Source organism: Streptomyces sp. NPDC085946 (assembly GCF_044540485.1).
In the GTDB taxonomy this organism is placed as follows: Bacteria; Actinomycetota; Actinomycetes; order Streptomycetales; family Streptomycetaceae; genus Streptomyces.
Genome location: NZ_JBITSF010000063.1, coordinates 1 through 4,327, shown reverse-complemented (window position 1 = coordinate 4,327; position 4,327 = coordinate 1). Strand labels below are relative to the sequence as shown.

Below are 4,327 nucleotides of genomic sequence, written 5' to 3'. Positions count from 1 at the left end.
GGCCTCGGTGTGGACGGCATGATAGCCGAGCATCCCCGCAACGACCGAGGGCGGCGCCTGAAGGACGAGCTGCCGCAGGGTCGCGGTCCGGCCGCACGGAGAGTAGGGATGCCCACGGTGGCAAGTCGCTTGCCGAGGGTGGTAGGGGTCATGGCCTGTCCGGTCCGGCGTCTGGGGAAGAGTCAGTCGCTGGCGGGAAGGGTGCCGCCTGGCCGGTTCGGGCGTCCGTTGCGTTCGACCTTCATGGCGGGCGCTATTTGGGTGACCCCGAGGAGATGCTGGCTCGTTGCATGCCACTGCTCGCTGATCCCGACCGGATGCGGCGCATCGGCCACGCGGCACTCGACGAGTTGCGCACCGAGCCCCGGACCGACCCCGACCGGATCGCCGCCATCGGCTACGGCACCGGGGCCGCCATCGCGCTGGAACTCAGGCGAGGCGGCGTCGACCTGCGCGCGATCGGGACAGTCAACGCAACTACCACGGGTCGACCGGGCGAGGCAGCACACATCCGCTGCCCGGTGTGGGCCGGGGTCGGACCGGAAGTCCCGATCATGCCGCCCGCGCAACGAAACGCGTTCACCGCTGAGATGCAGGCAGCGGGCGTCGACTGGCGCCTCGCGATCTATGGCGGCGCCTTGCACGCCCTTCCACCACCCGCCGGTCGACCACCCCGTGGTCCCTGTGTCGGCTACCACCCACAGCATGCGCAGCGAGCCTGTGTCGGCGTACACGTGAACATGGCTCTGGCAAGATTTTCGTAGCTGGAGATCATCTTGGTGACACGGTCGGCCGGTCCGCATAGCGTCGGCGGAGGTGGGCGATCAGGATGACGCGGTGGCGGAGGAGTGGGACGCCTGCACGATTGGCCATCAGGCGCTTCTGGAGCTTCACGTCGGTGATGCGGCCTTCGTTGACCCCGGAGTTGTAGGGGGTGGTGATTCCCTGGGCGACGGCCTGCCGGTCTTCACGCAGGGCTCTGGCGAGGCCGGCAAGAGGGGGCAGTTTGCTGTCCGGGAGGTCATTCAGCCAGTCTGGCAAAGGCGCGGCGTCACGGTTGTCCAGCATGGCCGCGAAGCGGCGGACCAAGTCGTGGGTGTGCCTGAGTTCTGGGCAGTGGTGGAGGAGCCGGGGCAGGCGGTCATCGATGTGCAGGTTGCGGCGGGCCGGATGGGTGGTGATCCAGCGGGCGGCTTCGCGCAGGGAGGGCGGTCTTTCGCGTGGCTCGTTCAGGGGCAAGCCCCGTCTCAGGGGTGCGACGGCCACTTTCACGCGCTGGTAGTGCCCGAGGCAGCCCTTGGCCTGAAGTTCCTCGTGGAGGATTTTCGCGCTGTGCTCGCCCTCGTCCCAGCGTTGTTGCAGGTAGTCGAGGTAAGGGTCCAAGGCGAGGGCTTGCGAGGTGGTCGGCGCATCACTTCCTGCCAGGTGCGGGCTCGGGTGTACTTGGCGACAATGCGACGGTCCAGGCCGAGCTCCCGCGCTATGGAACTGTGGCTCCTGCTGGTGTGGGTCAGGGCGTGCACGGCCTCGAAGAGCCGGCGGGCATGCTGCCCGGCCCGGGTGTCGGCCGCGGTGTTCTCAGCCGCCTCCTCAACCGGTGCGTGATGGGTCTCACTGACCGGGGCAGTGCGGCTGGCGGGCAGCCGCGGTGGGTAGAGGCGATGTCCTGGACTCGGCGGGAGAGGCTCTGCCAGAGGTGGAAACGGTCACTGAACTGCACTGCATCAGGGGCACCGACGGTGATGCCCTGCCGGTAGGTGAGGGAGCCGTCGCGGCAGGTGACCTCGAGGCCGAGGTGGTCGCGGAGCCATCGGCTGAGCTGTTCAGCGTCGTGTCCTTCCCAGAGTGTGAGTGGGAGCCTGGTGGCGGCGTCGACCAGCAGGGTGCCGTAGGTGTCGCCATAGAGCGCGAAGTCGTCCACCCCCAGCACCCGTGGTGTCCCCAGTGCCGGAAGCGGCATTCGCATCAGCTGAAACAGGAAGGTGCACCGCGAGGGCGTGACGTTCAAGATTCGCAGCATCCGAGTCTCGCCCCGGCCGGCCAGCACCACCCCGACGGCTTCCACCACGCCTTGCAGGAGCGGAGTGCGCCGCTGGTGGCGCACGGTCAGGTCCGGCATCTGCTCGGCGAAGGTCACCTTCGTACAAGCCACGTTTTCGCAGTACAGACGGCGTACGGACAAGTCGATGCGCAGCGGCCGACCACCGAGGGCGACATCGGCGAGGCGCCGTACATAGCGGCTGTGGCACCACACACTGGACCACCCGCATCCCGTACAGTCCGATGGAACATCGGACTGTACGGGCACGAACTGCCACGGCAGCTTCGGAGACCTCGGTCGACACAATCAGCACATTGGCCAACTGCATTAGTAAATCCGCCAATTCAACTGAGCACAGTCAGAGGCTGCCCGTTCCGCGGACCGGCCGACCGTGTCACCGAGATGATCTCCAGCTACGACAATCTTGCCAGAGCCATATAGCAATGTACGCCGATAAGCCGTAGCGCAGGTCCTGCGCGCGGCCTGCTTCCCACCGCGCCTGCTGCTGCTTGTGTAGTCCGGGATCATCCCCGTAGTCGCGGAGAGCAGACGATGCTCGTGCCCGCCAAGGACTGGGACCTGGGCCATCCCCGCGGGTGCGGGGATGGCCCCGCCTCGCAGACCACTGCCCGACGGATTGACACCTGCTCCCCGCGCCTGCAGGAATGGTCCTCCCGGTCATGGATGGCGCCCCACCAAGTGGTGTAACGAATCTTGGCTGGGAAGTGCGCCGTTCCCGCGCACTCGCGTGCATCGACTGCCGGTGAACGCTGGGGCTCAGTAGGTTGGCGGGATGAGCGATCAACGGAATCTGGAGATGGCCTGGCGCCGCCTCACGGACTGGTTGGAGGCGAATGCCCCGGTCTCCTACGCCTCCCTGCTGCCGCCTGTCCCGGAGCAGGCCATTGAGGCTGCCGACGACCAACTGAGGCAGCACCTCGGCTTTGGGCTTCCTGCTGAGCTGGGCGCTCTCTGGCGGCTGTGTGGCGGTGTGGAACACCAGTACATCGAGGCCAATGAGGAAGAGGGCGAGGTCGGCTCGGGGGCGTTCCTGCCCGGCGGGATCCTGCTCGGCCCGGCGGACGTTCTCAGGGCGCGGCTGCCCGAGACCGGCTGCGGCGACTCGTGGGGCGCCCCGGTAGTGCCGTGGCTGACCGGCGACGAAGCGGGTCCCGAGTCCGGGCATTACGTGAGGGCGGACAGCGTCGGCCGCTGGTCACTGCCGGACAACCTGGCTTGCGACAAGCCGGACTTCCCGTCAATCGCCACCTATCTCGATACCGCGCACCGCACTCTCACCGAAGGGCCGGCCGATGCCATGGGCCCGGATGTGCCCGGCCTGGTGTGGGGCTGCCTGATCTGGGACGCCCCCGAGGCCCCTCTGCTGGACGATGCGCTGGAGCACTGGCACCCCGTCCACTGACCCGTGAGCCCGGGGCCCGCCTGACCGGCGGACCCCGGGCAGCGGCGCGGCGGCTACGGCTTCTTCATCTCGCAGACGAGGGTCGCCGCAGCGGTGTTGCAGTCCTTGAACCACAGCCGACCGGGATCGACGGCGAACGCGTCGCCGTCGATGACCCGCATCTGCGCCAGGAACTCGTTGCCGTACTTGTTCATCGCGCCCTGGTTGACGTACCCGGACATCGAGGCGCGGCCGCACTTCTCGGTGAACGTCGGTGCGTCGTAGCGGGTGTCGTCGAGGAGGTGTTCACTACCGTCGTCGGCCTTTGCCGCCACAGTGAATGCACTCGCCGCCTCCGGCCTTGCCGGCCGGATTCAACCCGCCGGCAGAAGCGGGCAGGCCCACGGTCTCGTATGCCGAGGCGAACGGTACCTCGTCACAGTTCACCTTGCCCGGATTCGGCAAGGTGTCGGCAGTTTCGATACGAGGGCCTGCTCCAGCCGGGCCTTTGTCGCCCAGGCCGACGACTCTGGGCAGATGGTGAGCCGACCCTCGTCGGCGTCGCAGGCGGCGGCCGCGATGTGCCCGGTGAGGCCCGGGCGGTCGTATCCGCCATGTCGCTGGTGGGTGGCCCCATAGTGTGAAGGGGCATGGATTCGGTCCGCGATGGACTCCTTCTTGTGTTTACGTAACGACTTACTGACCTTCGATGATGGAGGTGAGGCCGTCGAGGAGTGCTTTCAAACCGAATTCGAAGAGAGCATCGAGACGCAGGTCGTAACCGTCGTGGAAGGCTCCGACCACCTTGGTGAAGGTCGGGAAGCGGCCGGATTCCACTAGTTCCTGGAGAGCGGGGGTGCGGCTGTCCATCCACTGGTCCTCCG

The 4,327-nt window shown here is 67.3% G+C and carries 6 protein-coding genes; 2 read left to right on the top strand and 4 right to left on the bottom strand.

Annotated elements, in window-relative coordinates:
- Positions 1-290 precede the first annotated feature (290 nt).
- Entirely contained in the window at positions 291-764 is a 474-nt protein-coding gene (locus tag ACIF8T_RS40445; protein WP_400042480.1) for a dienelactone hydrolase family protein, read from the top strand.
- Between the two features lie 7 nt (positions 765-771).
- On the opposite strand, the gene ACIF8T_RS40440 is transcribed toward ACIF8T_RS40445, so the two are convergent.
- Both ACIF8T_RS40440 and ACIF8T_RS40435 read right to left on the bottom strand, forming a co-directional pair.
- Entirely contained in the window at positions 772-1,383 is a 612-nt protein-coding gene (locus tag ACIF8T_RS40440) for a transposase (RefSeq protein WP_400042478.1), read from the bottom strand.
- Between the two features lie 127 nt (positions 1,384-1,510).
- Positions 1,511-2,137 carry a transposase gene (locus ACIF8T_RS40435; protein WP_400042476.1) on the bottom strand — a complete coding sequence of 209 codons (627 nt, stop codon included), beginning with the start codon at positions 2,135-2,137 and terminating at the stop codon, positions 1,511-1,513.
- Positions 2,138-2,834: 697 nt separating this feature from the next.
- Between ACIF8T_RS40435 and ACIF8T_RS40430 the strand changes: the two genes are divergently transcribed.
- Positions 2,835-3,464, top strand: coding sequence for a hypothetical protein (locus tag ACIF8T_RS40430; RefSeq protein WP_400042474.1), 630 nt, complete (start codon positions 2,835-2,837; stop codon positions 3,462-3,464).
- Between the two features lie 53 nt (positions 3,465-3,517).
- Here the strand turns inward: ACIF8T_RS40430 and ACIF8T_RS40425 are convergent, their stop codons facing one another.
- Together ACIF8T_RS40425 and ACIF8T_RS40420 are read right to left on the bottom strand one after the other, a co-directional pair.
- Entirely contained in the window at positions 3,518-3,778 is a 261-nt protein-coding gene (locus ACIF8T_RS40425) for a hypothetical protein (RefSeq protein WP_400042472.1), read from the bottom strand.
- A 361-nt stretch (positions 3,779-4,139) separates the two neighbouring features.
- A partial coding sequence (locus tag ACIF8T_RS40420; protein ID WP_400042471.1) for a TetR/AcrR family transcriptional regulator C-terminal domain-containing protein occupies positions 4,140-4,327 on the bottom strand: 188 nt, incomplete at its 5' end.

Bases quoted from the DNA above. Each gene is read 5' to 3' on its own strand.
- ACIF8T_RS40445 (WP_400042480.1), top strand. From the start codon at position 291: ATGCCACTGCTCGCTGATCCCGACCGGATGCGGCGCATCGGCCACGCG.
- ACIF8T_RS40430 (WP_400042474.1), top strand. From the start codon at position 2,835: ATGAGCGATCAACGGAATCTGGAGATGGCCTGGCGCCGCCTCACGGAC.